A 3,032-nucleotide genomic window follows, 5' to 3' on the forward strand; every position below is an offset into this window, starting at 1 on the left:
CGATCGGCACGGCGGCGACTCGGCGGAACGGGACGCCGCAGAGCCTACGCAGCCGGTAACCGCCGCGCTAGAGATAACCGCCGGACGCACTAGCCGGGCCGAGGCTGCGTTTGTTCCGATTCGCCCCGCCCGTGGGCACGGCCGGGAAGTTCTCCGTCGGGACGACCAGCTTGCCGATCTCCCCCGGTTTGAACCGGGTCTCCAGCCCCTGCGGGTAGGCCGCCAGCCCCTCGCCGTCGGGCGTGGGCGGGGTGGCCGCCACACCGACCCAAAGAGTACCGTCCGGCCTCTCTTTCGGAATCCAGAACTGCAGCCGCAGCGTGCCGGGGCCGAACCGGCGATCGGTCAGCAAGCCGAACGGGGGGCCTTTCCCGCCCGGCGGCGGGAGAAACGTCAGGCCCGTCCCCCCGTCGGTCGCTCGCACCCGATCTGCTGCCGATACGCCTTCCTCCGTCACGTTGTGCAACACCCACCGGACCGGATCGGTCGCGGCGATCTCGACGGGGGCCCCGAGTCGGCGGCCGGTGAAGCGGGCGTTGCTGGCGTCGCCGACGACCTGTTCGAACCGGGTCAGGTCCGCGTTGAACGTCAGCACGTCGGACCGATCCGGCTCGTAGAAAATCTCCGCGGTGCGGCCGTCGCGGGTCGACCACCGCAGCGGGCGGGCGCCGTGACGGAACGTGCCGTCCTCCCCGAAGGTGAAGTCGACGCCCCGCTGGTTCTTCCACTCGCTGCCGGCCAGGCGGCGGCGGAGTTCGTCGGCGGCGATCGGCTTGACGGCGCCGCCGCCCAGCGGGGCGATGGTCATGTCGCGGAACTCCGCCGTCCCGCGGTGGGCCTGCAGCACGACCGGCCCCGGTCCGTCGACCGGGGCGACCTCCGGCGGCAACAGGCTGCCGCCCGTCGGCGCCCCCAGCCGGTGCCCGGTGACGATCTGGGCGTCGTTGAGCCAGACGTCGACCGTCCGGCCGACCAGCCGGCACCGCAGCGTGTTCCACTCGCCGGGGCGGTACCGGAACCGCGCCCGGTCCGGGGCGACCTGCTGGAACACGCCGCCGGTCCGCTTCGTCGGGTCGGGGACGTTCACGTCGTCCAGCAGCGAGATCTCCCACCGCCCGCGGAGGTACAGCCCGCTGTTGGCCCGCTCGCCCCGCAGCCGGAACTCGGTCGAGAGGTCGAAGTCCTGGAACTCGGCGACCGAAAACAAGTCCCGCCCGGAGAGCTGCCCGCCAACGTCATCCCGCCGGACGAGCGTGCCGTTCCGCAAGGACCACACATTCGGCACCTCCGGATCGGCGAGGGTCCACGCCGACAGTGAATCGCCGTCGAGCGGCCGCAGGACGGCCGGCTCGGGGGCCGACGCCGGCATCGCGATCGGCGCCGCGTCACGCTCCGGAGCGGCCGGCTCGGGGGCGGCCGGCTCGGGGGCGGCCGGCTCGGGGGCGGCCGGCTCGGCCGGGGCGGGGTGAACGGCGGCGGGGGCCTTGGCGACGGCGTTCTCCGCCGGGCGGTTCAGCCAGACCAACGTCCCGCAACCGACCGCCAGCACGACGAAGATCGTCGCGAAGGTCGCCGCGATCCCCGAACTCTCGCCGACCGCCCCGCCGGCCCGGAACCAGGGCGTCGCGGGGACGACCGAGGAGCGGTTGCGGTTCCTGTTCTTGCCGAATCGGCGGTCGTGCTGGGCCCGCATTCTGGGGTCCTGCAGGCCGAACCGGGCCTCCTCGATCTCGTAGGTCAGCTGGCGGGCCAAGTCGTCGCGGGTGCCGCCGAACTCGGCTCTCAAGAAGGCCTTGCGGCGGGCGGCGGCGGCCTCGATGGTCTCGGGGTCGTCCTCGCCGGGGTCGATGCCCAGCAGGTCGTAGTAGGTGGGCGGGCGGCGGTGCGGCGGGATGCCCAGCCACTTGCGGTACGGGTCAAAACCTTCGGCGTGAGCGCGGCGACGGGGCATGGGCAATCGGTCGACAAACGGGCAACGGACACAAGCCGAACCCCCAAAATACCCCCGCCGCGCGGTCGGGGCGATCCCGCTGCCGGTCTTACCGCCCGACGCTACGGTGCCCACCGGCGGCGGCCCGGCCCCGCCCGTATTCTCCCCCCGATCGCCGCTCGCTCGATGACCCCGACCGATCAGCCGACCCCGCCGTTCGAACCGCAGCACCAGGAGTGGCCGGGGCTGGACTCCAAGATGTCGCCCCGCCCCCGGCACGCCGGGACCGCCTATAAACCGGCCGATAAACTGCTGGACAAAAAGGCCCTCGTCACCGGCGGGGACAGCGGCATCGGCCGGGCGGTGGTCACGCTGTTCGCCAAGGAGGGGGCCGACGTGGCGATCGTCTACACCCCGCAGGAGCAGTCCGACGCCGACGAGGTGAAGGCGGAGGTCGAAGCTCTCGGCCGCAAGTGCATTTTAATCCCCGGCGATCTGGCCGAGGAGCCGTTCTGCCGGCAGGCCGTGCAGACCGCCGTCGACGGGCTGGGGGGGCTCGATATTCTCGTCAACAACGCCTCGGTGATGTTTATGTCGGACAGCATCGAGGAGCTGCCGGACGAGCAGTTCGAGCGGGTGTTTAAAGTGAACGTGTTCGGCTACTTCCGCATGATTAAAGCGGCGGCGCAGCACCTCGAAAAAACCGGCGGCTGCGTGATTAATACCGGCTCGATCGCCGGGATGATGCCCTTCGCCAGCGGCCCGGACTACGCCGCCAGCAAGGCCGCCGAGCACAGCCTGACTTGGAGTCTTTCCAAGCAACTCCTGAAACGGGGCATCCGCGTGAACTGCGTGGCCCCCGGCCCGGTCTGGACCCCGCTGAACGCCCAGGCCCGCCCGGCGGACAACATGGCGACCTACGCCAAAGAAAGCCCGATGGGCCGCCCGGCCCAACCGGAGGAGCTGGCCCCGGCGTACGTCTACCTCGCCAGCGCCGCCGACAGCGGCTACGTCACCGGCGAGATCGTGAAGGTCTGCGGCGGCGAGGCGGTGTGAGGGGGCGATCGAACCGCGACCGTCAGGGAGCCGGCTCTCTCCGGCC

General features: G+C 71.5%; 2 protein-coding genes. One reads left to right on the forward strand and one right to left on the reverse strand.

The features are described from left to right. Window positions 1-67 precede the first annotated feature (67 nt). On the reverse strand, window positions 68-1,951 hold the full coding sequence (locus tag ACG2DA_RS22240) for a family 16 glycoside hydrolase (protein ID WP_395258814.1): 1,884 nt from the start codon (window positions 1,949-1,951) through the stop codon (window positions 68-70). 165 nt (window positions 1,952-2,116) lie between these two features. On the opposite strand from ACG2DA_RS22240, the gene ACG2DA_RS22245 reads away from it, so the two are divergent. Then, a complete protein-coding gene (locus tag ACG2DA_RS22245) occupies window positions 2,117-2,986 on the forward strand; it encodes an SDR family oxidoreductase (protein WP_395258816.1) in 870 nt (289 codons plus the stop codon). Window positions 2,987-3,032: the final 46 nt, after the last annotated feature.

Origin of the sequence: Alienimonas sp. DA493, assembly GCF_043951915.1 — a bacterium.
Classification (GTDB): domain Bacteria; phylum Planctomycetota; class Planctomycetia; order Planctomycetales; family Planctomycetaceae; genus Alienimonas.